A 252-nucleotide genomic window follows, 5' to 3' on the forward strand; every position below is an offset into this window, starting at 1 on the left:
TGGAACGCGCACAGCTTGTTGCCGTCCGGGTCACGCAGGTAGGCCAGATACAGCGAGCCCGCCGGAGTCTCGCGCACACCGGGCGGTTCTTCGCACGAGGTTCCACCGTTGGCCAGCGCCGCAGCATGGAAGGCATCCACCTGTGCCGGGCTGGCCATGAGCAGGCCGATGGTGCCGCCATTGGCCGCCGAGGCAGCTTCGCCGTTCAGCGGCGTGGCCAGCACCAGCAGGCTACCTGCGTGCTGGTAGAGG

1 pseudogene is annotated in these 252 nt (G+C 68.7%); it reads right to left on the reverse strand.

From position 1 onward, the window contains the following. Positions 1–224: pseudogene (locus RMT89_RS44415) on the reverse strand (VOC family protein); the annotation flags it as partial. Between the last annotated feature and the right edge of the window lie 28 nt (positions 225–252).

The organism is Streptomyces sp. P17, from assembly GCF_032436805.1.
In the GTDB taxonomy this organism is placed as follows: domain Bacteria; phylum Actinomycetota; class Actinomycetes; order Streptomycetales; family Streptomycetaceae; genus Streptomyces.